Source organism: Burkholderia sp. Ax-1724 (assembly GCF_011752995.1).
In the GTDB taxonomy this organism is placed as follows: domain Bacteria; phylum Pseudomonadota; class Gammaproteobacteria; order Burkholderiales; family Burkholderiaceae; genus Paraburkholderia.
Genome location: NZ_VWWL01000031.1, coordinates 1 through 26,448, shown reverse-complemented (window position 1 = coordinate 26,448; position 26,448 = coordinate 1). Strand labels below are relative to the sequence as shown.

General features: G+C 56.4%; 19 protein-coding genes and 5 pseudogenes. 16 read left to right on the top strand and 8 right to left on the bottom strand.

Annotation, left to right across the window (positions count from 1 at the left end; translation table 11 throughout):
- Positions 1–124 precede the first annotated feature (124 nt).
- Entirely contained in the window at positions 125–415 is a 291-nt protein-coding gene (locus F3J19_RS28895; protein WP_167049307.1) for a putative quinol monooxygenase, read from the bottom strand.
- Positions 416–766: 351 nt separating this feature from the next.
- Here F3J19_RS28895 and F3J19_RS28890 point away from each other — a divergent pair, with 351 nt between their 5' ends.
- The 7 genes from F3J19_RS28890 (at position 767) to F3J19_RS28860 (ending at position 10,854) form a co-directional block, all read left to right on the top strand.
- Positions 767–2,401 carry a GMC family oxidoreductase N-terminal domain-containing protein gene (locus F3J19_RS28890; protein ID WP_167049305.1) on the top strand — a complete coding sequence of 545 codons (1,635 nt, stop codon included), beginning with the start codon at positions 767–769 and terminating at the stop codon, positions 2,399–2,401.
- Positions 2,402–2,500: 99 nt separating this feature from the next.
- On the top strand, positions 2,501–4,012 hold the full coding sequence (locus F3J19_RS28885) for an NAD-dependent succinate-semialdehyde dehydrogenase (RefSeq protein ID WP_240159320.1): 1,512 nt from the start codon (positions 2,501–2,503) through the stop codon (positions 4,010–4,012).
- An 80-nt stretch (positions 4,013–4,092) separates the two neighbouring features.
- Positions 4,093–5,061 (top strand): sugar ABC transporter substrate-binding protein, encoded by a 969-nt coding sequence (locus tag F3J19_RS28880; RefSeq protein ID WP_167049303.1) that lies wholly within the window; start codon positions 4,093–4,095, stop codon positions 5,059–5,061.
- Positions 5,062–5,202: 141 nt separating this feature from the next.
- Positions 5,203–6,171 (top strand): sugar ABC transporter substrate-binding protein, encoded by a 969-nt coding sequence (locus F3J19_RS28875; RefSeq protein ID WP_167049301.1) that lies wholly within the window; start codon positions 5,203–5,205, stop codon positions 6,169–6,171.
- 39 nt (positions 6,172–6,210) lie between these two features.
- Positions 6,211–7,752: a sugar ABC transporter ATP-binding protein gene (locus F3J19_RS28870; RefSeq protein WP_167049299.1), complete on the top strand. Its 1,542-nt coding sequence runs from the start codon at positions 6,211–6,213 to the stop codon at positions 7,750–7,752.
- Between the two features lie 11 nt (positions 7,753–7,763).
- Positions 7,764–9,002, top strand: a complete 1,239-nt coding sequence (locus F3J19_RS28865) for an ABC transporter permease (protein WP_240159318.1) — start codon at positions 7,764–7,766, stop codon at positions 9,000–9,002.
- 526 nt (positions 9,003–9,528) lie between these two features.
- A complete protein-coding gene (locus tag F3J19_RS28860; RefSeq protein ID WP_345891074.1) occupies positions 9,529–10,854 on the top strand; it encodes an MFS transporter in 1,326 nt (441 codons plus the stop codon).
- Between the two features lie 5 nt (positions 10,855–10,859).
- Here the strand turns inward: F3J19_RS28860 and F3J19_RS28855 are convergent, their stop codons facing one another.
- On the bottom strand, positions 10,860–11,171 hold the full coding sequence (locus F3J19_RS28855) for an IS110 family transposase (protein WP_240159315.1): 312 nt from the start codon (positions 11,169–11,171) through the stop codon (positions 10,860–10,862).
- A gap of 176 nt (positions 11,172–11,347) precedes the next feature.
- Here F3J19_RS28855 and F3J19_RS28850 point away from each other — a divergent pair, with 176 nt between their 5' ends.
- Both F3J19_RS28850 and F3J19_RS28840 read left to right on the top strand, forming a co-directional pair.
- Positions 11,348–11,767: a nuclear transport factor 2 family protein gene (locus F3J19_RS28850; protein WP_167049297.1), complete on the top strand. Its 420-nt coding sequence runs from the start codon at positions 11,348–11,350 to the stop codon at positions 11,765–11,767.
- Positions 11,768–11,958: 191 nt separating this feature from the next.
- Positions 11,959–12,089: pseudogene (locus tag F3J19_RS28840) on the top strand (transposase domain-containing protein); the annotation flags it as partial.
- A 944-nt stretch (positions 12,090–13,033) separates the two neighbouring features.
- On the opposite strand, the pseudogene F3J19_RS28825 reads toward F3J19_RS28840, so the two are convergent.
- The 5 genes and pseudogenes from F3J19_RS28825 to F3J19_RS28810 form a co-directional block, all read right to left on the bottom strand.
- Positions 13,034–13,473 (bottom strand): annotated as a pseudogene (locus F3J19_RS28825) (DDE-type integrase/transposase/recombinase); the annotation flags it as partial.
- Positions 13,474–13,723: 250 nt separating this feature from the next.
- The gene (locus F3J19_RS28820) at positions 13,724–15,322 is read right to left on the bottom strand and encodes a GMC family oxidoreductase N-terminal domain-containing protein (protein WP_167049293.1); all 1,599 of its coding nucleotides are present in this window, start codon (positions 15,320–15,322) and stop codon (positions 13,724–13,726) included.
- Between the two features lie 463 nt (positions 15,323–15,785).
- A pseudogene (locus tag F3J19_RS32860) lies at positions 15,786–15,923 on the bottom strand (site-specific integrase); the annotation flags it as partial.
- A gap of 484 nt (positions 15,924–16,407) precedes the next feature.
- The gene (locus tag F3J19_RS28815; RefSeq protein WP_167049291.1) at positions 16,408–17,280 is read right to left on the bottom strand and encodes an amidohydrolase family protein; all 873 of its coding nucleotides are present in this window, start codon (positions 17,278–17,280) and stop codon (positions 16,408–16,410) included.
- Positions 17,281–17,683: 403 nt separating this feature from the next.
- Positions 17,684–18,655, bottom strand: coding sequence for a LysR family transcriptional regulator (locus tag F3J19_RS28810; protein WP_167049289.1), 972 nt, complete (start codon positions 18,653–18,655; stop codon positions 17,684–17,686).
- Between the two features lie 304 nt (positions 18,656–18,959).
- Between F3J19_RS28810 and F3J19_RS28805 the strand changes: the two genes are divergently transcribed.
- The 3 genes from F3J19_RS28805 (at position 18,960) to F3J19_RS28795 (ending at position 23,382) form a co-directional block, all read left to right on the top strand.
- Positions 18,960–20,447: an aldehyde dehydrogenase gene (locus F3J19_RS28805; protein ID WP_167049371.1), complete on the top strand. Its 1,488-nt coding sequence runs from the start codon at positions 18,960–18,962 to the stop codon at positions 20,445–20,447.
- 146 nt (positions 20,448–20,593) lie between these two features.
- Positions 20,594–21,901, top strand: coding sequence for an MFS transporter (locus F3J19_RS28800; protein WP_167049287.1), 1,308 nt, complete (start codon positions 20,594–20,596; stop codon positions 21,899–21,901).
- A gap of 125 nt (positions 21,902–22,026) precedes the next feature.
- Positions 22,027–23,382: an MmgE/PrpD family protein gene (locus tag F3J19_RS28795; protein WP_345891073.1), complete on the top strand. Its 1,356-nt coding sequence runs from the start codon at positions 22,027–22,029 to the stop codon at positions 23,380–23,382.
- Between the two features lie 66 nt (positions 23,383–23,448).
- Here the strand turns inward: F3J19_RS28795 and F3J19_RS28790 are convergent.
- Positions 23,449–24,008: pseudogene (locus F3J19_RS28790) on the bottom strand (transposase); the annotation flags it as partial.
- Positions 24,009–24,590: 582 nt separating this feature from the next.
- Here F3J19_RS28790 and F3J19_RS28785 point away from each other — a divergent pair.
- From F3J19_RS28785 to F3J19_RS28770, 4 genes and pseudogenes are all read left to right on the top strand, one after another.
- A complete protein-coding gene (locus F3J19_RS28785; RefSeq protein ID WP_240159313.1) occupies positions 24,591–25,124 on the top strand; it encodes a hypothetical protein in 534 nt (177 codons plus the stop codon).
- A gap of 2 nt (positions 25,125–25,126) precedes the next feature.
- Positions 25,127–25,801: a lytic transglycosylase domain-containing protein gene (locus tag F3J19_RS28780; protein ID WP_167049369.1), complete on the top strand. Its 675-nt coding sequence runs from the start codon at positions 25,127–25,129 to the stop codon at positions 25,799–25,801.
- A gap of 50 nt (positions 25,802–25,851) precedes the next feature.
- Entirely contained in the window at positions 25,852–26,193 is a 342-nt protein-coding gene (locus F3J19_RS28775; RefSeq protein ID WP_167049281.1) for a TrbC/VirB2 family protein, read from the top strand.
- 17 nt (positions 26,194–26,210) lie between these two features.
- Positions 26,211–26,321, top strand: a pseudogene (locus F3J19_RS28770) (VirB3 family type IV secretion system protein); the annotation flags it as partial.
- Positions 26,322–26,448 lie beyond the last annotated feature (127 nt).

Here is a 26,448-nt window from a genome sequence, read left to right as displayed (position 1 = left end):
GGATCGACGCTAAGTAAACGGCTCACGAGAATGACGATTGCGCTGTAGGAATTCAGAGAGTGCGAACGGATAAGACGGATCGTTCGTGATCCGCCTTGCCGGTGGACGACGTCTGAAGCCTTTGCTATTTTCCTTTCTTCAGAACATGGATCTTGTTGCTCTCGACCCAACCCTCGACCTTCGTGATATATGCAGAGACGTGGGGGGCGCTACAATGGGCGTTGAACGTCTCTTCGTTCTCCCACCGCTCGATGAAAACGAAGCAACGGGACTCGCTTACATCGCGATACATCTCATACTGAAGCATGCCCTTCTCTTGATGAGTGGGTGCAAGCAGCCCTTCAAGTGCCTCCGCTAACTTTTCCTCATATCCTGGCTTTGCCACTGAAATAGCAATTGCAGATACTTCGGCCATGCTGTCCTCCGATAAAGATGAAAAAGGAAACGCGAGGATATATTGGCAAACTTAATAAAGGAAGCGTTCACGACAGCGTTCGACGTCGACGCGGCGGTGTCGCGCTCCGAAGGTGGTCTGCCATGGTCAGGTTTTACCCTTAACGCAGAAGTACTTGGAATCATGTGCCGAATCGCAATTGGCGGGGCAAGTGCGCTACGGCGGGCATCTGCAGCCGATCGAAAGGGGAGCGGACAGGGAGGTTTAGCGTTGCTTACCTTGGTAGCCAGAAAAACGAACTAGACCTAACCATAGGGGGGGAAATAACCTTCAAACAAACGGAGATACCCTTCTGACACGCTGCTCATCGGCATGGAAACTTACGACTACATCATCATTGGAGCCGGCTCGGCTGGCTGTCCTATCGCTCGCGGTCTCAGCGACAACCCCGATAACAAGGTCCTACTCCTCGAAGCCGGGCCGCCCGCTGACCGATTTTGGATCAACACGCCTGCCGGCATGGCAAAGCTGTACTTCCACAAGGAATTGAACTGGAACTACTTCACGGACCCGATGCCCGCACTTCGCAACAGGAAGATGTATTGGCCTCGCGGTAAGACATTGGGTGGTTCGAGCTCGATCAACGGAATGATTTTCATCCGTGGACATAAGAACGACTTCGACAGCTGGAGAGACCTTGGCAATCCGGGCTGGGGTTACGACGACGTTCTTCCATACTTCAAGGAGATGGAACACAACGAGCGCGGTGCAGACGAATATCGCGGCGCGACTGGACCGCTATGGGTCAGCGACCCCGTAAAGAAGATGGCGAGTTCCTATGACTTCATTGAATCGGCGGCGCGTCTGGGCATCCGTCGTACCGAAGATTTCAATGGTGCGGTACATGATGGCGTTGGCTTTATGCAGCATACCATTCGCGATGGGAAGCGCTATTCCGCTTACACCGCGTTCGTTGAGCCCGTACGTAATCGAAAAAACCTAACCGTTCTCACTGGCTGTGCGGTTCAGCGAGTCGTATTGGAAGGCAATGTTGCTACCGGGGTCGAAGTTCTCTGCAACGGAGAAAGAAGGACGTTTGCCGCAGCGAGGGAAGTTATTCTGTCAGCGGGTTCGCTTAATTCACCCCAAGTGCTCATGCTGTCCGGCGTTGGACCTGGTGAGGAGTTGCAGCGGCATGGGATTGTTACCCACGTGGAGTCTCCGGGCGTCGGGCTCAACCTTCAGGACCACTTTTACGTGCACGGAAGCTATAAATCGACACCCGACAGCTCCTACAACACAGAGCTCGCTGGCTTGAGAAAGTACCTTGAAGGTGCTCGTTACCTGCTGACACACAAAGGCTATCTGGCACTTGGTTCTTCACAGGTGGGGGCATTCGTGAAGAGTCGTACTGAAGAGCCCTACGCTGATTTGCAGATCAGTTTCAGGCCGATGACGTTTACCTACCACCCAGGTGGCGAGTGCGAAGTTGACAATCAGCCTGGTATGGGTGTTTCTGTCTATCTCCTGCGCCCGCGCGCTGCTGGGGCAGTGACGTTGCGTTCAGCTAATCCCGCAGACTCAGCTGTATTCAAGCCCAACTTTCTGACGAACGAGGACGACAATCGGGCCATGATCTTCGGCGTCAAGAAGATCCGCGAAATTATGGCGGCGCAACCGATGGCGTCGCGCGTCATTGAAGAACAGATTCCCGGTCCCGCCGTTAAGACTGACGATCAGATTCTCTATTGGATGGAAATGACGGGTAACTCCGCACACCATCAGGGCGGTACCTGCAAGATGGGGCGTGACCGTCTCGCGGTCGTTGACGAACGGTTGCGCGTTCGCGGAGTTGAGCGTCTTCGCGTGGCTGACGCATCGATCATGCCGCATCTCACTTCGGGGAATACCAATGCCCCTTCAATCATGATCGGCGTAAAGGCGGCAGACATGATCTTACAGGACGCTGTCCCACGGCGACTTATCAAAGACACAGTTGCCGCTTGACCGGCGCGTTCGGGAAATGCGTGGCTGTCACGAACATTGCAGCCGCTATGGCCGACGAACATGGCCGGATGTTGCAACAGCGTTTGTAAAGCGCATTGGATGCGCTTCAAATCTAGCGAAGAGGATTTCTTAATGTCGACCGCAAGCCCGCAAACTGCCGATAATGAAGTGCAACATGAATACCCGCGTATCGGCTTGTATATCGACGGCGAGTGGATCTATGACCGACAAATTGCGACTGAGGTCAGGAACCCGAGTACCGAAGAAGTGCTGGGCCCCGTTCCGAAGGCGACTTCAGACGATCTTACGCGTGCTTTGGCAGCCGCTTCACGCGGGTTTTTGGCGTGGCGCGATACTCCTCCGCAGCAGCGGGTGAAGGTCATACAGAAAGCCACGGCGCTGATGAGGGAGCGACTCCATTCGATCGCTACCGCGATCACTTTGGAGAATGGCAAGTTGTATTCTGATGCCTATGCCGAAGCGGACCGGTCGCTCAACTTCTTCGAGTGGAACGCGGCCCAGTCACTTCGTGACTACGGAGTGATCGTTCCCGGCGAAGCGCAGATGCAGAAGTTCATTCTGCGTCAACCAATTGGTCCAGTCGCGGCCTTTACTCCGTGGAACGTACCGATCAGTTCCGCTGCGCGCAAGGTGAGTGCAGCCTTGTCGGCCGGTTGCTCGGTCATCTTGAAAGCAGCGGAAGAGACCCCCGGAACCGCCTGTCTCGTTGTCAAGGCCTTCGAAGACGCAGGGCTGCCGGCCGGAGTTCTGAATCTCGTCTTCGGAAACCCGGCGGAGATCTCGTCGAAACTTATCGCCTCGCCTGTAATCAGGCTGGTGACATTCACCGGCTCTGTTCAAGTCGGCAAACATCTGACCCAACTGGCGGCGGCCGCCATGAAACCCGTCCTGATGGAGTTGGGTGGTCATGCACCAGTGCTTGTCTGCGAAGGTGTTGACGGCGCAGCAGTTGGTCGGCTTGCAGCAAGAGGAAAGACAAACGCTAGCGGACAAATCTGTGCATCGCCATCGCGGTTTATCGTTCATCACACCGTGTATCAAGAGTTCGTATCGGCATTCGCCGAGACGATGAGTGGTGTTCAAGTCGGAGATGGTTTCCGTAAAGACGTGCAGATGGGTCCCGTTGCTAGCGCTCGCCGACTGGCGGCAATGCAATCACTCGTGGACGACGCCAGGAAGCGAGGTGCGCGAATCGCGGCTGGGGGCAATCGTATCGGAAACATCGGTTACTTTTTCGAGCCAACCGTGCTCGCAGATGTTCCGGTCGACGCGGACGCTATGACGACAGAACCGTTTGGTCCTTTGTGCGCCTGCGTATCCGTAAATGACCTCGACGAAGCCATCACGTTGGCAAACAGCCTCTCCGTCGGTTTGGCAGCATATGCATTCACCAACTCGTTGCAGGACGCAGAACGTATCAGTCGAGAGCTAGAGTGTGGGGTGTTGTCGATCAATCATTTTGGCACACCAGACGCAGATACACCTTTTGGAGGGGTAAAGGACAGCGGTGTCGGTCGTGAAGGAGGTCCGTCGACACTAGACGCTTACACGGTCACCAAGACAGTTTTGCAGAAGACCTCGCAAGTCTGAGGAGAGGCAGGATGTAGGCTCGAGTTTGCTCAATAACGGGCAAGCTGCTTGACAAAATTAATCCATATTGGAGACAGACGATGAGCAAGTTTGGGAGGCGCGTTCTCGGCCTTGCGGTGGCAGCACTATTTTTTTCCTCAGTGGGCGTGGCGGGAGCGAAAGAAATCACAGTCGGTTACGTCGCCGCGGGTCTGCAGTATCCGTTCAATGTTGCCGTTGCGAAGGGGTTTGAGGACGCGGCCAAAGCTGCTGGTGTGAAAGCGATTGTTCTTGACCCAAAGACCAGCGTCGAAAGACAGGCCAACGCAATCGATGACCTTGTTTCCCAGAAGGTAGATGGCATCGCGTTTCTCCCCCTGGATGGCGTTGTCGCACAGGGCTGGGCGGACCGTGTCGCGGCCCGCGGAATTCCACTGGTAGCGGTTGCCACCGAATTAGGCGATCCTCAGAAGCGTCCTATTAAGGACGTGTATCCGAAGCTTTCGGCCCTCGTCGCAAGCGACGAGGTTCATACCGGTTTTAACGCGGGCCAGATCGCTGCGAAATTGCTTCCAAAGGATCGCGTAGCCAACATCGCCATCGTAGAGGGCGCCCCGGGCTATCCCCAAGTATGGCAGCGTTCGAAGGGCTTCAAGGAAGGGCTGGATAAAGCGGGTGTCAAGTATCGCATCGTAGCGTCGCAACCTACTGATTGGACGGCTGAGAACGGGGAAGCCGTTTGCCAAAACATTCTGACCGCTCATCCGGATGTTGACCTTTTCTATAACCAGGCAGATGACATGGTTGTCGGTTGCGCGCGCGCCGTACATGCTGCCGGTTCGAAAGCCAAACTCGTCGGGTGGGGCGGTTCACGACTTGGGATTAACGCAATCAAGACCGGAGAAGTAGACGGAACAGTTTGTGTAGCTCCTGAAGAAATGGGGCAACAAGCGTTCAAGGCGCTCTACGCAGCTGTAACGAACCCGGCTATTCAAAAGGCTAAGTTCATCGAAATTCCGACGCCGGGTGTGACGAAAGAAAATGTTTCGAGTTGTATTCCCCAATGGTAATAAGGTCCGAGCATCGTGAATATAGCCTGCGCTAATGTATTCCGATAGAGACGTCAGGGCTTACGAATATTAAGTCGCAAAAATCATTCGGAACGGATTCGATCGGTTATTCAGACAAAGAGAAATGAAGTGGAGACGGCAATGAAAAAGTGTTTGAAGACCTTGGCCTGCGTAGGCTTGGCTGGTGCTGCGGCGTTTCTTACAAACGCTGTTTTTGCCAAGGACATCACTCTGGGATATGTGTCTGCAGGGATGCAATACCCTTTCAACGTGGCAGCAGCGAGGGGGTTTGAGGCGGCAGCAAAGGCGGCAGGCGTCAAAACTATCGTGCTTGACGCGAAGACTAGCGTGGAGAAGCAAGGAAACGCCGTCGATGATTTGATCGCTCAGAAAATCGATGGAATCGCCGTGCTGCCAATCGACGCGGTGGTCGCGCAATCATGGGTCGATCGCGCTACTTCTCACAATATTCCGTTCGTCGCGGTCGCAACGCAGATTGGTGATCCTCAAAAGCACGCGATCGGTGATGTCTATCCGAAGCTGACCGCACTCGTAGCCAGTGACGAGGTTCACGTCGGATATGACGCGGCCCAGATTGCGGCAAAGCTGCTCCCGAAGGATCGGACGGCAAAAATCGCAATTGTCGAGGGGGCCCCGGGATATCCCACGGTATGGCAGACGACGAAGGGGTTCAAAGAAGGTTTAGATAAAGCCGGCATCAAGTATCAAATAGTCGCCTCGCAGCCTACCGACTGGACGCCGGAGCAGGGCGAGTCCGTTTGCCAAAACATTCTGACGGCTCATCCGGACGTTGACCTCTTCTTTAATCAGGCCGACGACATGGTTATCGGCTGTGCCCGAGCTGTCCGTGCTGCTGGATCCCACGCAAAGCTGGTCAGCCGAGGCGGATCCAAGCTTGGTATCAACGCGGTCAAAGTCGGCGATGTCGACGGTACGGTCTGTATTCAACCTGAGAAAATGGGTGAGCTTGCATTCAAGGCGCTGTATGCGGCGGTGAAAAATCAAAACGGACAGAAAGCGAAGTTCGTTGACGTTGACACGCCAGAGGTGACGAAAGCCACGCTTTCCAGTTGCGTGCCCGAGTGGTAGGCAGGAGTGAAGGCAAACGAGACGGAAGGAGGCAACGAAATGGTAAATGAACTCCCGCTCTTGCGGCTACAGGGTGTGACGAAGACGTTTCCAAACGGTCTTGTAGCGCTACGCGGAGTAAACCTTGAGGTTTCGCGTGGCACCGTTCACGGGCTCCTAGGTGCTAATGGCGCCGGGAAGTCGACCCTGATCAAGATCCTTTCTGGCTCGTTGCCAGCCTCGGGTGGACAGATCGTTTGGAAGGGCGCGGCCGTTGAGTATTCGACTCCGAAAACGGCAAATGACATGGGAATCGCAACGATTCACCAGCACATTCCCTTGGTCCCGACGCTATCGGTACTCGAGAACGTATTCCTGAGCGAGGAAGGCCGGTGGCGCCGTAATTCAGCGATTCGGATGCGCTATTCGGACTTGTGTCAAAGAATTGGATATTGGCTAGATCCAGACGGCCTGGTCAGCGATCTCTCCATTGGTCAACGTCAAATGGTTGCGATTCTGCAGGCCCTTGGAACGGGAGCGGATTTGATCGTCATGGACGAGCCGACCGCCTCACTCGCGGCGAACGAGCGGGAGGTGGTGTACAAAATCGTGCGGCAACTTTCGCGGGTGGAAGGTAAGGCGATCCTCTTCGTTTCTCACTTTCTGGACGAGGTCGTGGCGCTCACCGATAGAGTGACCATTCTGCGCGACGGGCAAGCCGTGGTTGACGCGGCGACGAGCGAACTCGACGAATCGCGTATCGCAGAAGCCATCGTTGGTAGGCAGATCGTTGCGCTAGAAAAAGCACCACCGCAAATGATTGACGCCGGAGCACCCGTGTTGCTAGAGGTCAAAGATTTGGCGTCGATCGGTAAGCTGGAGCCGATCTCGTTGAACGTGCGCGCGGGGGAGGTCATCGGCATCGCAGGTCTCCTTGGCTCAGGTCGTAGCGAGCTACTTCATGCGATTTTTGGCGCTGATCCAGATGCCACCGGCGATGTCCTTGTCGATGGCGAAAAAATTCGGAAGTCGACTGCTTCGGCAGTGCGAGCGGGTCTTGGGTTAGTCCCTGAAGACCGCATGGCACAAGGTCTCGTACCCGGCTTCGAAATTTGGCGTAATACGACACTGCCGGCACTCGATGGCGTTGCACGTGGTCGCTGGCTGCCTGACAAAGCGCGTGAACTGGAACGCGGAGCCGAGGCTATCCGGCGGCTATCCATTAAGGCAAGTTCGCCCGATATTCTCGTGACCGAACTCAGCGGTGGCAATGCACAGAAGGTGACAATCGCTAAATGGTTGTTCAGTGACGTGAAGGTGTTCCTCCTGGACGAGCCTACCGCTGGCATTGACATTGGAGCGAAAACGGACATCTTGTTGCTTGTTAGGGAGCTTGCCGCCGCTGGCAAGGCTGTCATCATTGTTTCGTCTGAATTCGAGGAAATCCTTGCGGTGAGCAGTCGAATACTCGTTATGCGTGACGGACGTTGCATCGCCGAGCGCATTGGCCACGAGACCTCCGAGCATGAACTGGTCCTGCTGGCCGGCGGCCACGGTGCGAATTCCGATGACGCACAGCTAAGAAACGTGCAATCCTTGTAGAGCGAGTAATCATGAATCTCACAACCTCAACACATTCCAGCCCCTCTCGCGGTAGCGATACGTCATTGGGTGGGCCAACGGGCGGTAGCTCACCTGAAGTTCAGAGACAAATGACCGATTGGCGGCGCCTGTTCAGCCTGCGCGAGATGGGCGTTTATTACGCTCTCGTCTTGTTGGTATCAGCGATCTCGTTCGTGACAGTTTACACGGGCCGACCAAGCTACCTCAGTTTGAGCAACATTTCGAATGTCCTATATCAGGCGTCGTTGGTCGCGATTATGGCCGTGGCAATGACGGTGATACTGATTACAGGGAACTTTGATCTTTCTGTTGCATCGGTGGCAGCCCTTTCGGCAGCAGTACTTGTGAGTCTGGCAGATACACTCGGGTTTTGGCCAGCAGCGGGAGTTGCGATGCTGGTTTCGATTCTGGCAGGCTTGCTGAACGGTGCAATCGTCCAGTATCTCGGCATCAATGCATTCATCGTTACATTGGGGACACTCACCGCAATCCGTGGTGTTGTCCAGATCTACACCGATGGACAGTCGTTGTCGGTGCAGACACCCGAGGCATTGCAAGCAATGCGAATGTTTGAATCGGGTCGATTTCCGATCGCAATTCCGCTGATTATCATTGCCGCTGGTTTGTTGTTGGCAGGTCTACGGTCTCTGGTGCGAGCACGTCGTCAGGCGCGTAACGTGTCCGTGACGTCGCTTGGCATGATCATTGGCGCGGTATGTTGTTTGGCTCTTGTGTGGGCGGGTGGAATGTCAATTTCGATGCCGAAACCTGTTGTGTATATGTTCGTATTCACGATCGTAGTCTGGTTTGTCCTGAACCTGACGACTATCGGTCGGCGCGTTTACGCGGTTGGTGGTAATCCAGAGGCTGCCCGTTTGTCCGGGATCAACGTCCAGCGTTACAAGATGGCGGGTTTCATCCTCTGTAGTGCGGCGGCTGGCTTCGGCGGCGTTCTTTTCGGGAGCCGGCTCGGCGCAGTGAATCCGACTGCAATGCAAGGCGCAGAGCTCACCGTCATTGCGTCGGCCATTCTTGGCGGGACATCATTGTTTGGCGGCGCCGGCTCGGTTATTAAGACGCTGGCAGGTGCACTGCTGCTATTCACGCTGACGAACGGATTCAACATTCTGAACCTTGGCGCGAACTATCAAGGCGTCATCGAGGGAACTGTGGTTGTCTCGGCAGCTGCTATCTATACGGTGGGTGGTGCTCGCCGACGCAAGCGATAAAACCCGGTCTTGGGATGTAAGGGATCTACCTTCTATATGCCATATGGCAGGCGTGTCGAAATAAATTCTCTTCAAGCAGGTCTTTGGACAAAGGGCTGGAGTGCGGCGGTCTGCGGAAGCTGGGTTTACTCCGGCCCGTCTAAGAACGTTGGGCGCAGTCTCGAATCGCAGACTGTTTCAGGAGCCGTTCGTGAATAATACCGATCAAAATCACATCGACTTTCTCACGGTAGTCGACAGGGAGATTCTGTCGGAGGGGCTGTGTGCGTTGTTACGCGAACGATCGGTAGCTTATGAGATCGCGACGAAAGTAGCACTCGCGCAAGGCTTAGCGAAGCCGAACGTTAGGGACTTCGGGCTTCCGGACATTCTTCGTCTCAGTCGGATCATATAGATCGGTGCCACTGACTAAACGTGTCCAGTTCTGTCCGCCAATAGTGTTCAACATAACTCGAAGGCGGGCACTGGTTTGAGTAACGGTGAACTGTCTGTTGCGCGTCTAGTGCGCAGTTTGTTTGGAGGAAACGTGGCAAAGCAAAGTGCGATCCGGACGCTCTCCGCCGGCTCGATCGGCAACTTCGGAGAAATCTACGATTTTGCGGTATTCGGATTTTCGGTTCCGATTCTTTCGGTCCATTTCTTTCCAGGGAGTGACCGTACTGCGGCATTGCTAAGCACCTTTGCCGTCTACGCAGTCGCCTTTTTTGCTCGCCCGCTAGGGGGATTGTTATTTGGTGTTATGGCAGACAGGGTCGGGCGCGTAAAGGTTATGGCGACGACAGTCTGGTTGATGGCGCTTGGCACCGCCGTGATAGGTCTTCTGCCTACCTATGCTCAAGTTGGTATCGCGGCTCCTGTACTTCTGGTCGTGTGCCGAATCGCTCAAGGTCTTGCGTTGGGCGGTGAGACGACCGGAACCACCAGCTTCATTCTCGAGTCGGCACCTGACGACCGCAGAGGAGGATGGATAGGCCTCACCTTGGTCTTCTCGCATCTACCCAATGCTCTTGTAGCCGGGTTGATGATTGCTCTTCAACTGGGAGCGAGGGGGAGTTCGTATGCAGACTGGGTTTGGCGTGTTCCTTTCCTTGCGGGCGGACTCATCGGGATTGTTGGATTTTGGCTCCGACGTGATCTGGACGAACCCGAGGAGTTTAAGCAAGCCACGCGAAGGACGGATTCGAAGAGCCCGCTTGGCGCAGCCCTCCGAGCAGGCGGTCTTCGAGGGATGCTCAACGTCGCCATGATTCAACCAATCCAGACTGTCGGTTCATACCTGCTTCTGGGTTTCATGTACACGTTTCTTGTCCGTGTGGCAAAGCTGGAACCAACGACCGCGCTTTTTACAAACGGTGCGGCCACCGTTGTGTTGTCGTTCATGATTCCGATTGGCGGGGTGTTAAGTGACCGTTTTGGCCGGAAGCGCATCCTTACGCTAGGTGCCTTATGGTTGGCCTTTGCGGTATATCCTGGGGTATATCTCGCTGCCAACGGAACTATTAGCGGTGCACTTTGGGGCCAGTTGCTGCTTACGGTCGGTGTTGGCTTGTATGGTGGCGCCTGTTTTGTCGCCGCGCCAGAATTCTTTCCTACCTCATTTCGCGCTACAGGGCATGCAATCTCATATCAGTTGAGTGTTGCCGTCTTCGGGGGGACAACGCCTTTCATTGCGACCCTTCTTGTTCGCGGATTTGGGTCTCCTCTCGCGCCTGCGTACTACGTTGCTTTCGTTGCCATCGTTTGTCTCATCTTGACGCAGTTTGTCCCGGAGACCAAAGGCGTGCGGCTGCGTACATCCGCAGGCGTGACCGCACCTGACAGTGCATTCCGCGTTGCGGAAGAGAGCAGGTAAGATTTTCAAGGGGTTCCGCTGTCCGTTCTGGCGAGGAACGCCCGCGCGGCGTTTCCCGCATCGGTTGGATCGGATTTTCCGCGTGAATGACGCGTAGCCCGATCAGGATGATTGCTCTCCGGCACTTCGATCTTATGATCTCGCAGCACGCGGGCCAAGCATGTGCCATAGGTGCCGGTCCCCTCGACGCCGGCGCGGTGCGGATGACCAAGAGAATTCTCCCGTGTCTGCAACTTGAGATATCTCGCTGTGTCGTCGGTCACCGACAGGGTTCCAAGGAGCTTCCCTGTTTCGCTGATTACTGGTAAGCGCGGCATCAGCGACGTCTTGACTGAAGATCGAATTCTTCAGACTGCGGTGCGGGACTGAGCGGCAACGACCTACGCTGCAAGTTCGTCGGTGTGGTTAATTGCAAGTGGTCGGTGTTCACCGTTCGTGACTGATGCCCTCCGGTAAAATCTCCGCCTAACCACAACGGAAACGGAGTTAGTCGATGTCTGAGAATACGGTGCTGCGCGATCTGTTCGACCGCTGGGAGCAAGTATGGCACGAAGGGCGATTTGACCTCGTCGCGGACTGCGTAGGATCGCACTACATCCGGCATGACGAAGCCGGTGACCGGACGGTGTCGCGGGACGCTTACGCAGCAGAAATTGCAAAGGTTCAACAGGAGCGACCTGGCATCCGGGTCGTTGTCTATGATCATTCGTTTGAGGGCGATCGTGCATGGTTCCGCTTCGCCTTCAAGTGGACAGATCCAGCTACCGGAGAGGCTCGCACTCGAGCAGGCATGCAGTCCTACCGGACGGAAGGAGGCAAGCTCGTTGAAACGTGGCTTTCGATGCAACCCCTTGGTTCGACGTGGGCGGATACGCCGCAAGAGCATTGGACGAGCCGCTCAGCGATCAAGTAACGCGCCCCGTTTGCGAGCGAGGAATCGAGCGCGGGATTCTCTAAGCAGCGTGACGTACATTCAAGGTAAGCGTGGCACTAGCGAGTCTTGGCAGAAGATCTGGATCTTCAGACTGTAGTGCGGAGCTGACCCGCGACGACCCACGGTGCGAGTTCGTCGATGCGGTTAATCGCATGGTCGGCGATGCGTGCGAGCACGAAGCGTATCTCGCCTACGTACTTGAGCGCATTGCCGAGCATCCGGCGACCGCATCGACGAACTGCTGCCCTGGAACGTCGCACCGCACTTGCCTGCAGCCGCGAACGCCAGGCCCATTCGATAGCCGCTCCTCCAACGCCCGTCAACTCCCGGAAGTACGGCCTCGTTCGAACGCTTACCGCAGAACGGATCTCGTTCAAGCACGGTCTGCACCTTGGCGGCGAGACTGTTGAATCCGGCCCGCATGTCGGTGACTCCTGCGGCCAGCCACACGCGGGATCCGGACGGCAGGCCAATGGCGGACGGCAGCATCAGCAGGCTCATCGGGCAAGACCTCGCACAATCTTGATCAGGGTTGCGATGGGTGTGTCAGTGCTCAAACGTAGCCGGACCTCGCCACATTCGACCTCGTACGTGCTGCCGCTGTCCGACGATGGGCACGCCGGCGCTTCCGGTAAAGGCTCAGCTACGGCCACTGGTAGCCAGTTGAGTGCAGGCGCCTCTGGCAACGGAACGTCAGGCATGCCGAAATCGCCGGCAAGATAATGACGACGCCATTTGAATAGCGACGTAACATTCACTCCATGGCGGCGAGCAACAACTTTCAGCCCCGCCGTTCCCGAACAATAATCCTTCACGACCGAGAGCTTCGTCTCTTCCGAATACTTGCCCACAAGACTCCCCCGCACAAGTGTCCAACTTTGCGGGGTCAGTTCACATTTGGTGGACACCAAAGTAGCCAAACTCAACGACGAAATCTACACGGTGATGAGGACCCGCTTACGATTACTGCACCGATGCGTATTGAGATGCGTATCGATACCCGGAGTGACTTCATGTTGTTCCATGTGTGTTTCCGTCGTGGCGAGCGCATCACCCAACCCGACTCGCTGGACAGGACACTCACGGCGCAGGACAACGCTCCTATCAGGTCACAAACGCTAGGCCCGGCAACGCTCGGGGGGCGCTGGAGCCCGAGCGGCAGGTCAATGCCAAGGCAGCTCGGCCAACCCCAGCACGGGTCAGATCGGTCCGAAGTTCAGGGCGTATTTTGGACTGAGTGTCTCAGCAATTGTCTCGACGGCTCATCGAGCTACGCATGCCGTAGCCCTTGAGCAGGTCCTGGAAGTCACGACTGCAATACTTGGCTACCTCGGTTGCTATAAAGGATCAGGCCTGCTTCCGGCAGGCGGTTAAACCACGCCATACGCAGCGCGTCGGATATCAGCTCCGTGCGCATATGCGACTGCATCGACCAGCCCACCACCTGACGTCTGAGCAGGTCGAGGACGACCATCGGGTACAGCCAGCCGTATTCGCCTTTGGATTCAGAGTGAACGATCTTGATATGGACCAGCAGGGCATCGTGCTGATGCGTCGGCGTGGATGATCCGTATCGACATCCTGGGCCTTGCGCGCGTGGTAGCCACTGGGACTGACGCACAGCGCCCGACAGAGCAGCGAAACCGCCATTGTCGGCCGTAACTTTCGATTCGAGCGTACTTCATCATGCGCCGTATGTCGCGAGGCATGCGGCGAAGCGTTGACAGGGGTACGTGCGGGCCAGCCATTGAGCCGCGATAGTTGTTATGTCTCGAGTGCCGACGCCATTGATCATGTGGAAGGCAATACGACCGAACGCGGTATTGCGAGCTTCCATCGGCTTGGCGTGGTCTGAGACTCTGGAACGCACGCTCCTTGTCGGGAGCCGGGAGATATCCAATCCGTCCTGTCGCAGCATGAGCAGGTCCGCACCTATCAGTTTCTGAGCTGCCGCCCCAGCTTCTCACCGATCATCATGCATGCCGCATTGATGTTTCCGCTGATCAGGTCAGGCATCACCGACGCATCGGCGATCCAGAGGTTCTCCAGTCCTCTTACCTTGAGGTCGGGCGTCACTACTGCCTTTTCATCGACTCCCATGCGGCAGGTGCCCGACGCGTGATACGCTAGCCCGGCACGGGCCTTGACGTATTCCGCCAACGCTGCTTCGGAGGTAACGTGTGGGCCTGGTTCTACCTCCTCCATCACCATATCGGCCAACGGTGACTTGGAGACGATACGACGCAGAAGTCTTATCGCTTTCACCAACGTTTCCACATCGCCGGCATCCGCCAGAAGGTTGGGTTCGATTAACGGCGCCGCCTTAGGGTCTGCGCTGGCGAGACGGATGGTGCCCCGGCTCAAGGGATAGCTCTTATCGAGCACCATTGAGAACGACGGATATGGCAGCACCTTCAGGCTCTTGTAGAACTTGAGCTCGTCGTCATTGACCGCGCCTGCGACCGAGAAAAGCATATGTACATCCGGCATGGGTTCCGCGGATGAAGTCCTCAGGAATCCCATGGCCTCTGTAATCGTGGCAAGCGGTCCTTGCCCCGTCAACAAGAACTTGGCTCCAAAGCCTGCCATTCGCAACCAGTTGCTTGTGGGGCTGTAGCTAGGCCGCTTCACGCGCCAACTTGGCCTAATGAGGGGATGTTCCATCAAGTTGCGTCCAACGCCAGGTTGGTGCAGCACAACATCGATGCCAAGCGCTTGCAGTTCCTCCCCATCGCCGATGCCCGATAGCATCAGAAGCTGTGGCGTATTGATCGCTCCGCCGCACAAGATGACGCGGCCGGCCCGGACCTCGTGCATGACGCCATCGCGTTCGTAGGTGACGCCCGTAACCTTACCTTCCTTTACCAGCAATTTGTGTACGAGCGCATCCGTGATCAGTTCCAGGTTCTTGCGCTGCAAGGCCGGTTTGAGCCATGCATCGACTGAACTCACTCGCATTCCTCGGCGCTGGTTGAATTGTCCGTAGCCAACCCCTTCTTGCTGCGCACCGTTGAAATCGTGTGTGCGCGGAATGCCGGCCGCTTGTGCAGCTTCGAGAAACGCTTCCGTGAGCGGATGGCAGTGCCGCACCTCCCGGATGGGCAGTGGACCAGAATCGCCGCGAATTGAGTAGTCAGGCGGCGAATGGTAGCCGGGCTCGCAACGCTCCATGTCCCGGAACAGGGGCATGACGTCATTGGCCGACCAGCCGACGTTGCCCATGGCAGCCCAACGGTCGTAGTCGGCACGGGCGCCGCGCACGTAGTTCATGCCATTGATACTGCCGCTGCCGCCCACAACGCGTCCGCGCCGCCAATGGTCGGTTCGCATATTGCGGGTGGAGTCGGACTGGGACCAATAGCCCCACTCGAAGCGCGAGAAGTCAAGGTAATAGCTGAGGCCAAACGGTTTCATGAGCCACACATCCGGGGGGCCGGCCTCAATGACGAGAACGCGCCGCGAGGTGTTCTCGCTGAGGCGAGCAGCCACGACGCAGCCCGCGCTTCCCGCTCCGACGACGATGTCGTCCCACAAGTTTGAATCTCGATCCATATAATTCACTTTGTCTCTAATCCGTGCGTGCAACTATATTCAGGGGGCGGGGCGGCGTGCGTCCGACACTGCTGTTCTCCTACCAGCGGTAGGGAAAAGCCCGCTTAGTGGGCCATCGCCGATGCGGTTGCAACTGATGGTGGAGAAATGGTTCGGCGAACTGGTCTGGGCATGGGCTGCACTCCTGGGCCCGTTTACGCGAAGCGCAAAAACAGGATATGTCTATGTTGGTCTCAGCCGGAATGCCCTGGTAAGTGAGTCGATTTTGAATGTGGTAACAGTCTCGCCGGACATCACTTAATCAACAAGCAATGAATTATGGACTGTCATTAAGTTAAACTTCACAATCAAAAGAGGACAGGTCAGACCATGGCATATGCCCACTTTACGCCGAGACAACTCGATGCATTTCTCACCGTCTCCGATGCACTGAATTTCGGCAAGGTAAGTTGTCCCGGACGGCGCTCAGTTCGATACCTTGGGCAATCGCGTGCGTGGTGTGCGTGTACTGCATCCAGTGCGGTGTCGCCTGACGTAGCCTCTCAGCCGGCACGGGATAATCGCTCACGATAATTTAAGCAGCATACTGGAAAACCTGCGCATGACTTCCAGCAGACGCAGGGGCAGTGCGCAAGACAGCAGGCACCAGTCTCAGCAGCGCTTGCGCAAGTGGCACCATCCGCTTGGTCCTGCGCTCCAGGACCTTGGAATATACTGTCCAGTGGCGCGTACGGCCAATGGCCGAGACCGCGCGGCTCACCTATCCTTCGGGCAAAATCATGCACCCGCACAGCAGTTCAAGGAAGCTGGTTTGCGAACGAAGTAGTACGCTGATAAGCAGAACGTTGATCCATTCGTTCAGGTAAAACCCAGTGCATTTCGACAGGGGCATGGCTATAGCAAAAGAACCAAAAACGATTCTTATTAGCCGCCGCGCTGCTTACGTTAAAACCTCGTGCAAGGCAAGCAGCACGGGACCTCATGATTGCTCGTTCATATCACGTTTTTTGAATTCGAAACCATTCTTCAGCACCGTCCATCGAAGCGCTGAATATCTACGGCCGAGTTTACTTGAGGCGATATATTCTTATTGCATTGTCGCGGAATATCTTGCGCTTGTCGTCAGCGTCCAAGATATCTGTAGCCCGGTCAACAATATCGACCCACTCCCGATAGCTTGCGGCAAGCTCAAGCACGGGCCAGTCTCCTCCAAATAAGACGCGATCCACACCGAAGCAGTCGATAACGTGCTCGATATACGGAATAACTTGGTCTTGCGTCCAAGTGGCATGATTTGCTTGAGTCAATACACCTGAAAGTTTGCAGACTACGTTTTTCAATGCAGACAATTCACGAATGTGGTGACACCAGTGTTCGATGCGTTTCGCTTTAATATCCGGCTTACCGATATGGTCCAGCACGAATGAGACACTAGGGCACCGCCGTATCATCTCGATAGTATTCTCGAACTGGTCGTGGTCGATGCAGACGTCGAAGGTGAGGTCGTACTTCGGTAACAGGTTGAGAGCATCGAGGAAGTTGCGTTGCAATACAAAGTCCGGATCGGGCTGGTTTTGGATCAGACGTCTCACGCCACATACGGGCCTGAGAGCCGCGATGCGCGCTATTTCGACCTCGATCGCGGGACCACGCTCAAGGGGAAGGCAGGCAACGCAACCCATGATGCGCGCGTCGTTCGACGCCGTGTACGCTACCCATTCCGCCTCGGCCATATAGTGAGGCATATCCACATCGGCTTCGACGAAGACGAACCCCTCCACCTGATACGGCTTGGCATAGCTCGTCAGGTCGTCCGCAGTCCAGTCCCGATTCAGCTTTGTTGTACCCGTGGCCCATGAAGAGCCTGCAGACCATGAGTAGCTGAAACGCGTCCGATCAAGCAGATGGATATGCGAATCAATGATAGGAAAGTCAAGCATTTGAGTCTTGTGCAAATCTGTCTGCCTGGAACAGATTGCTGTGCCGCGTGAAGCTTCCGAAAAAATCGTGTCTCATGATGTTGGCTGCAATCGATGATTGCACCTATGCATAACTGTGTTGTATCTGACAAGGGTATTGCTGCCTCCTCCGGTACGTCCAGTCACTTTTTGCATGTTCGACGGTAAGTTTTCTTGAATATAGCCGTGCAAGGCTTGTCTCTACTTGTTTTCGCCGAACGCTGAAACGGGCAATATCGCTGCGGCCGATATCCTGCGCGACTTTCCCCTCGGCCGACGTGTGAGGTTTTATTTTTTCGTCGTCCAGAGGCCATCGGTTATGCAGCCATATGCTTTCTCCAGTCTCACAAACTTCTCCGACTATCCCGCGGACTCCCCCTTGCCTTCACCGAGGTGGCGTCTTGTGTAGTGCGCGTTTCGACGCGGAAGCACCCCTTCCGCGCTTGCCTAGATCGTCTCTGTCTCCAAGCCATTTGATCAAATGCTCCCGAAAACCTTCGGCAGCCGGGGACACCGTGCGGGTTGCCGAATGGTAAAGGCAAACTTGGCGGATCACTTCCGGCTGCACGATCGGGCGCATGATCAGGCCGAGCGGTCGCCCCAACAGGCCGACATAGGCCGGCGCGAGGGTTAGCGCGAGCCCTGCAGCAGCCATGCCGAAGGCTGTGCTGATGTTATCGACGATGTCCACGGGAATAATGCGGTTCTCCTCGGTGACGCTGCCGTGCGTGAGCGATACCGTGCGTTCGTAGTCGCGCCCCGCGACGACGAGCGACTGTTGCCTCAACTGCGCCCAGGAAATTTCACGGCGCTTCGCCAAAGGATGACTCGCCGGACACCACAGCACCCACGGGCTCTTGAAAAGATCGACGCGCACGATATCATTTCCGACGGGCTGATCGGAGCCGACAGCGAGATCGACGTCGGCATTGTTGACCATGTCGACGAGGTTGTCGACGGCGGCATCATGGATCCGGACAATCACTTTGGGGCGCCCCTCGGTATAGGCTTTGATCGCATCGGGAAGCACCGTGCTGGCAAGAATCATGGGAGCAGCGACCCGAACAATCCCGGCCGCCTGGTTGCGAATGTCAGCAGCAGCGGCTTGTGCCAGTTCGATGTGCTTAAGCACGCTTCTCGCAGAGGGAAGAAATTCGCGGCCAGCGGGCGAGAGGGAAACGCTGCGCGTCGTGCGGTCGAACAAACGAAACCCGATCGCTGATTCGAGTTCTCCGATAAGCTGACTGACGGCCGACGCGGACAGGCTTAGACGTTCCCCGGCTTTGCCGAAATTCAGAGCATCAGAGACGGTGAGAAATGCATTGAGTTGTCTCGGCGTAAAGTGGGCATATGCCATGGCCTGACCTGTCCTCTTTTGATTGTGAAGTTTAACTTAATGATAGTCCATAATTCATTGCTTGTTGATTAAGTGATGTCCGGCGAGACTGATACCACATTCAAAACTATTCCCTCTGCCGGAGACGCCTTATGACGGGAGCAGTGATTTCGGTCGGCAGTGGTGACTACATGCATTCCGTCCGCATGGGGGTTTAGTTCGACTGAGCCAGAAGAAAAGGCATAATGCGCGCGCTGGTATTGGGGTGTAACGACATGCGCGCGTCTTGATCTGGATCGACTCACTTACATTAGCGACGGGCGAAATGAAGACGTATCAGCATTGGATTAACGGAGCGTGGGTGGGTCCCGCGCGCGCTGAATGGCTCGACTCGGTGGATCCGTATCACGGGAAGGTGTGGGCCCGGATTCCGCGGGGCAGCAGCGAAGATGCCGACCGCGCCGTGGCGGCGGCGTACGATGCGATGTACCACGGACCGTGGAGCCGCATGACCGCGACGGAGCGCGGGAAAATTCTTCGCCGGATCGGCGACCTGCTCGCGGATGCCAAAAACGCGCAGCGTCTGGCCGAAATCGAATCCCGGGACAATGGCAAGATTCTCGCGGAGATGCAAGGGCAACTGAAGTACCTTCCTGAATACTGGTACTACTTTGCTGGCATGACCGACAAGATTGAGGGCAGTGTGGTGCCTGTCGACAAGCCCGATATGCTCGCGATCACCTGCCGTGAGCCTGTCGGGGTAGTGGCAGCACTTACTGCCTGGAATTCCCCGTTGATGTTTTTCACCATCAAGTGTGCGCCGGCGCTCGCTGCGGGTTGTTCCGTCGTACTGAAGCCGTCCGAGTACGCGTCGACGAGTTCTCTTGAGTTCGCAGCGTTGACAAAGGAAGCGGGGCTGCCAGACGGGGTGATCAACGTTGTGACAGGGCTTGGGCAGGAACTCGGTACGCCGCTGGTCGAGCATCCGGACGTGGCCAAGATCACGTTCACTGGCTCCGACGTGACCGGTGCCAAGGTATATGAAACCGCGGCGCGCACGATGAAGCGGGTGTCGATGGAACTAGGCGGTAAATCACCTAACATCGTGTTCGGCGACGCGGATCTCGAAAGCGCCTGCATCGGAGCGGTCGCCGGCATCTTCGGGGCATCTGGACAGATGTGTACGGCAGGGTCGAGGCTGTTGGTGCAGAACTCTATCCGACACGCATTCACGGAACGTTTGCTCGGTATTGCACGCAAACTGAGGCTTGGCGATCCGATGCGCACGGACACGGAAATCGGCCCAATTGCTACCCGACCGCAATTCGAGAAGGTTCTGCATTACATCGATCTCGCCAAATCCGAGGGTGCTCAATGTGTTCTCGGGGGGCAGGCTGCGAAGGGAGCGGGATTGGGCGCGGGACAATTTGTGGAACCCACGATTTTTACTGATGTGTCGAGCAGCATGCGCATTGCCCAGGAAGAAGTATTTGGCCCCGTACTATCGATTATCGGCTTTGACACCGAGGACGATGCGATAAAAATTGGCAACGACGTGATCTACGGGCTGGCGGCCGGGGTGTGGACGCGAGACGTGGGGCGCGCGATTCGGATGTCGAAGGCGCTGAGGGCCGGGATGGTCTGGGTCAACACGTACCGAGCCTACAGCTTCACGATGCCAATTGGCGGAATGAAACAATCGGGTCTTGGGCGCGAGAACGGAATGGAGGCGATCAACGATTACCTCGAAACGAAGAGCGTCATGATTTCAACTGCGTCGAGTGCGCCAGAAAATCCTTTTGTTCAACGATGACCCGACATTTGGTCGTGGACCCAGCGTCGAACCTTTCGAGCTGCGTGCGTCAATGGTAATAACCAGGGAACGCGATAGCACAGTGCAACGAAGACATAAGTTCGAACAGGCATCGGCCTTGATGCTATAAATATTTGAGACAAAACATGAAGATTCTCAATGATGCGCCGGTAAGAAAGGCGTTTTGGCGGCTGATGCCGCTGATTGTCGTCTGCTACTTCGTTGCTTATCTCGATCGTGCGAATGTCGGCTTCGCCGCAGTTCATATGAGTCAGGACATAGGACTGACGGCTTCCGCATTCGGATTCGGAGCAGGGCTATTCTTCCTGACATACTTCTTGCTCGAAGTGCCCTCCAACTTGTTGCTCGCACGATATGGGGCACGTCGCTGGATTGCGCGCATCATGTTCACGTGGGGAGCAATGTCTGGGGCAATGGCCTTCGTCACGAACGAACCCAGCTTCTACACGGTACGTCTACTTCTGGGCGCGGCGGAAGCCGGTTTTTTCCCTGGAATCACTTACTTCGTCACGCTCTGGTTCCCGGCCGCGTACCGCGCTCGCATCATGGCATTCTTCCTTTGTGCCGCGCCAATTTCGCTATCGCTCGGAGGCCCTGTCTCAGGTGCGCTTCTAGGTCTGGATGGTCTTCTGGGCATACCCGGCTGGCGATGGATGTTTATCATGGAGGCGTTACCTGCAATAGTCCTCTCATTCGTTGTGCTCAGATATTTGACAGACCGTCCGTCGGATGCGGCGTGGCTTACACCGGAGGAACGGGCAGATCTGACTGAGCGTCTTGCCATCGACTCTCAGCGCAGCTTGGCGACCGCGCACCACCATAGTCTTTTTCAGGCTCTGTTCAACCTCCGCGTATTGCTTTTCGGCGTCGCCAACTTCGCGATCGTCATGGCCTCCTATGGCGTTAGCTTCTTTCTCCCGAGAATCGTCAAGGAGTTCGGTCTGAGCGACCTGCAGACTGGCTTCCTTTCTGCCGTACCCTATGCGCTTGCGGCGATTAGTCTGGTGTGGTGGGGGAAACGTTCGGATGCCCGGTTGGAGCGACGCTTTCACACACTGATTCCCATCGTGTTCGCGAGCATGGGACTGGCTGCGGCCGCGTTGTCGACCGGTCCGGTCATGCAAATGATGGCATTTTGCTGTGCGGCGATCGGTTGCTGGGCCGCAATGCCGGTGTTCTGGCCATTGTGTTTCGGAAATATTCCTAGCAAGAATGCTGCGGGTGCAATTGCCGTGATCAATGCCATTGCCAACTTGGGTGGATTTGCCGGGCCGTCCGTTATGGGCTTTTTCCGAGATCACACAGGTGGTTTCATGACGGGCCTGCTCGTTCTGGCCGGAGTGAATCTTGTCGCCGCTGCGATCGTGGTTCTTGTCGGCAGAGGGCACGCGCACGAGGGTGGCATCGCCGAATCGAGGCCTGTCGCTACATGATGGCGGTGTTGCGCAACGAAGCGTACTTCCGACTTGCTCTCCTCAGCAAAGCCAACCGTTTTTTACAGCGTTAAACAGTTCCTATATCAAAATTCATTATGCTATCCAGCCCTGACCTTTGCCGCGTGTTTGCGAATCACGTTTGGCATACCCGCTTCGAAGATCTTTCGAAAGAAGCTGTCGATGCGGCAAAAAGGTCCATTCTTGACATTGTGGGTGTAACCCTCGCCGGTAGCGGTATGGAGCCGGCAGTGCGAGGGGTCGCCGATGTTGTACTGGATGCGGGTGGTCGTGAGGAGTCTTCTGTGCTGGGGTTTGGAGGAAAAGTTCCAGTGCAGTCGGCGGCTTTTGCCAACGGCGTGATGGCGCACTGTCTTGATTTTGATGATCAAACCCCTTGGGGAGCACACCCGGATAGCTCCGCGGTTCCGGCGGCACTCGCACTTGCAGAACGTAAAGGGGCAATATCCGGCCGTGATCTGATTACTAGTGTAGCGATTGGTCAGGATCTTTTCGTTCGGTTGCGCTGCAATGTCGGGTGGCGTCAGGACTGGAACCTTTCGTCGGTTGTCGGCGCGTTCTCTGCAACCGCTGCGGCTGCTTATATTCAGGGGCTGTCTCCAGAGCAGATTGCGCACGCACTCGGGATTGCCAGTATGCAATCAGCCGGAACGATGGAGGTCATTTTTGGCATCGGAAGCGACTTGCGCGGAATGTATGCCGGGTTTACAGCTCAAGGCGCGGTATTGGCGGTGCTCTTGGCGGAGAAGGGTATAACCGGTGTCGCGAATCTCTTCGAGGCGAAGGCAGGCATCTTCAATGTCTACTTCGGGGGGAAATACGATCGAGACAAGATGATCGAGGGATTGGGGAGAGACTACTTGGGCGCGTCAATGCTTTACAAGACGTGGCCGGCTGTCGGGAATGTGCATACATACATCCACGCGACGATCGAATTGATGAAGGAACATGGTCTGAAAGCGAGCGACATCGAGCAGATCAAGGTGTTCGTTGGGGATTTCCACCAGCGCATGTGCTATCCGTTGGATCTTCGACGCGCGCCGGCGACTCTCGTCGATGCGAAATTTAGTCTTCCATTCTGTGTGGCCTTGGCGGCCACGCATGGCCAGATTCGAATCTCCGATTTCAGCGCTGCAGTCCTACGTGACCCGCAGGTGCTTGCGATCGCCCAGAAGGTTGTCCCTGTGGAAGACAGTAGTCTTGACTGGAAGGTGAAGATCCCCGATGGGCGCATGGAGATTTTAATGCACGATGGCCGGAGCTTCGCTCGATTTGGTGACAACGTGCCGGGTAGTCCTGAAGCGCCAATGTCGTGGGAGCAGATCGCTACAAAGTTCCGGGACTGTGCGTCCGTCGCGGCCAATCCTCTGTCTAGAGAGAGAACTGAAAGAGCAATCGAACTGGTGCGCGATCTTGAGTCTCTTGACGACGCGAGTGTCTTCCTACGTACGCTTTCTTAGCATCCCTGTTCGTGGACGAATGGGAGTTTCGTGCGGAGCTTGTGACCTGCCCCCTTGAGTTGGCCAAGATGGATGTTCGTCGCGTATCGATGAACCTGAGCGCCGGGTACCCGGCGCGAGGCCCGCGTAGGCCACCGTGCGCAGCCAAAGCGAACGCTTTATGGCGATCTCAGCCAGGAGTCTGGCGGCAGTCCTGACGCTGAGTCCCGGCATGCTGGTCCGGACCGACCAAAGAGGGCAAGCAAGCACCTGCCGTTTAACTTCGGCCGCGATCTCGTTGCGTTGCTTACACAAGGCCGCAAGCTGCTGGGCTAAACGGGACATGACGATGGTGATGGCTTGCGTGTCGGGCACGATCACGCCTGTTCACTCAGCGCTTGAACGTTTCGGCCGCCAATCCCTTGCCCATGCGCGGCGCGAGTCTGGTCACGCGGTTGACGAGTGTTCTCTCGCTGGTAGCGGCAAGCGCAGTGGGCGATGGGTAGCGCTCAAGCAGGTCGAGCACGGCGGGATTGATCGAGGCGCGGCCCGAGAACACGCTCGAGCGTGGGATGGATCTGGGTAAGCATGCCGCGAATGCAGTTGCTGGTCTGGGTGATCTGGGCAGCGAGATCGTCGTCGAAGCCGTCGTGGGAAAATGACAATTCCACCTAAAGTCTCTACGAAACAACCTCAGCGCATTTTTCCACCCAAAGCACGACTTATTTGTCGAAAAGTGCCGACGCGGCAATTTCAGAATACATCAAGTGGATTTGCGGGAATTCCATAGCGACTTTACGTTGACCCTCTGCGAGGGGCCAAAAATTTTCCGGAATTCGCCGGATTGTCCGGGATGCGAACGGACGATGAAATGGAAATATCCACAGTTTTGACGCTTGCATCACCACAAGATCGCGCCTAGAGTGCAGTCAACAATCTGTTCCGGTCGACGCGCAAACGCACGGCCGAGTACGCGTTAGCGGTCCCGATGTACCGAAGTATGTGAGTTGGCGTGGTGGCTGCAATGAGGCAAGCCTGCGAATCTTATGATCGCAGGCTTTTTTGCTTTCTGGATCGGATCCCCTTGAACCCGCGGCGTGCCTCCCTAGCTCCGCGGGTTTCTTTTTCCGCGCACATCCGTTTCGGTACCTCGGTGTCTGATGGATCGGATCGACGGAAGGTGGATCATGAAGATGGATCGTGTCGTTCTCTGGTGCCGTGAGCCTCGCATGACGCGCAATATCGCGAGGCACTGGTTGATTGCACTGGCACTGCTCGCAGGCACCTCGGTTTTCGCACCGGGTATCGCCCATGCGGACGACTGGGGCTGCCAGGTCATTCTCTGCCTGTCCAACCCCGGTGGTCCCGAACAGTATGGTGAATGCGTGCCGCCGATCGAGAAACTGTGGCGAGCGCTGCGTCACGGAGAGCCGTTTCCGGCCTGTGATTTCGGCACGAGTGGCGCACAGGGCACGTCCGCGTCCAACACGTTCGCGAGCGCTGGCTACTGTCGCGAGGACCTGCTGGTCTGGGGTGCTGCAGAACAGAGCGAACTGTCGTGCCGGGCAACCGGTGCAATCAACGTCGAGATCGACGGCCAACTCTATACGCGGGTCTGGTGGGACGTCGGCGGACTGGGACCGACGGTCATCGAATTCTATGGCGCCGGCAGTCCGCAGGTCCCATATGACCCGACGCAGTCTGCGGCGCTTTTCCTTCAGCGCATGGAAGAGTCGCGGGATCGCTCCGGCGGGGGGAACTGATGATGTCCCTCGACTTTATGTCGCTTGCTCAGCAATGCGCGCCCCAGATCGCCCCGGACACGATGGCAGCGATCGTGCGGACCGAGTCCGGATTCAATCCCTATGCGATTGGCGTAGTGCATGGCCGGCTGCTGCGACAACCATCAAGTGCTGCCGAAGCGATGGCAACGATGCGCACGCTGGAGACGGGTGGCTGGAATTTCAGCGTCGGGCTCGCACAGGTCAATCGCGCGAACTGGTCGACCTATGGCCTGACCATGGAGAACGTACTCGAGCCGTGCCGCAACCTGGCAGCGGGCGCCGCAATTCTCCAGGGTTGCGTCGTGATGGCCAGGAACAGGCAACTCCATGCGAAGGCCGGGTCTCAGGTTGATGTGCAGACTGCGCTGCGCGCGGGCTTGTCCTGTTATGCAAGCGGCGACTTTTTGACTGGCTACCGGACGGGTTACGTACAGCGCGTTGTGGACATCGCGTTGGGTCAATCGTCACCGGTGCCGACCGTGCCGGCGATCACACCTATCCCGGTCGTACGGATCGACTCTCCGACGCCCACTCATTCACCTCGCTCCGCATCTGTCATTCGACAGCGATTGCGACAGGACCGCCATGGGCCGACTGTCGTACCACCAGTCATGGACCAGCAGCGCGAACAGGATAGTAGTGCAGTGGTGTTCTAACCCACCGCTTTGATCAGGACAGGTTGAAATTAGTCGAAATGGAGTCAGTCATGTATTTAGGAAATCGAAATAAAGCGTGGATCTTCCGTGTATCGGCTGCACGATTGTTGTCTGACCGGAAAGCAGCGCGGGCAGCGGCTATTGGCGGAGCGATCCTGATGTTCACGGCTCCGGTGTGGGCGCAACTGTCCCAGGTAAATACGCTGCTGGACATGATCCAGACGACGCTGCTCGGCGTTGGTGGCGTGATCTGCTCGATTTCCATCATCTGGGCGGGTTTCCGGATGATGTTTCAGCATGCCCGCTTCGGCGATATCGCGAACGTGTTCATCGGCGGGCTCTTCGTCGGCTGCGCGACCGTCATCGCCGGCATGCTGATTCCGACGAGCTGATCCGGGAGCGCCGAACCATGCACCCGCTCAAAGATCCCGTTTTCAAAGGCTGCACACGTCCCGCGATGCTCTGGGGCGTGCCGCTCGTGCCGTTCCTGATGATCGGCGGCGGCATACTGATTCCGGCTTGTTGATTTGCACGGAATCCTGACCCACCCTCGGCAGTAATTTGCATCGAATCTTGACCCACGTAGAACACTGACCTGCTCGGCAACGGGCGGGGGAACGGAGTGATCGACGTGGCTATATTGAGCA